Genomic DNA, 702 nt, shown 5'->3' with positions numbered 1-702 from the left:
TTGATAAATCTGCAAGTTTTCTTATCTTTGTATTCAGAAACTTGCAGATTTTTATGATTAAAAAGCCCTATCCCAGCCCTTCATTATTCAGCAGTTTGTCGGATATGCTGAACCCCTCTCACCCTCTCTACAAACTCTCCGACAAAATAAATTGGGAGAAATTCGATGCTGCTTTCCAGCCTTTGTATTGTCAGCACAATGGTCGCCCAAGTAAGCCGATACGTTTGATGTGTGGTTTGTTGATACTCAAGCACCTTCGCAATCTCTCAGATGAATCCGTTGTGGAGCAATGGAGTGAAAACGCTTATTATCAATACTTTTGTGGTATGCAGGAGTTTATACCCGCTGCTCCTTGTGCCTCTTCCGAATTGGTTCACTTTCGCCATCGCATTGGGGAGGAGGGTATTGAACTCATCTTTCAGGAAAGCATTCGTGTCAATAACGAAGATGATGATGAACATCACCATGATACCGCTTTTATCGATTCAACCGTTCAGGAAAAGAACATCACCTTTCCTACGGATGCCAAGTTGCATAAAAAGATAGTGGGCAAGGTGCTGCATCTCGTCGATAAACTGCATCTTCCTCTTCGCCAAAGCTATACCTTTGTGTTGAAAGGCATTTATCGCGACCAACGTTTTCGCAATCACCCCAAGAACCGCAAGAAGGCACTGAGAGCAGACCGGAAATTGCGGACAATAG

The 702-nt window shown here is 43.6% G+C and carries 1 protein-coding gene; it reads left to right on the top strand.

Annotated features, from left to right (window positions below; genetic code table 11):
• Positions 1–53: 53 nt before the first annotated feature.
• A partial coding sequence (locus H8527_RS09665; RefSeq protein WP_187547747.1) for a transposase occupies positions 54–702 on the top strand: 649 nt, incomplete at its 3' end.

Source organism: Alloprevotella sp. Lung230, from assembly GCF_014385435.1.
Taxonomy (GTDB): Bacteria; Bacteroidota; Bacteroidia; order Bacteroidales; family Bacteroidaceae; genus Alloprevotella.
This window is presented reverse-complemented; position numbering and strand designations above follow the sequence as displayed.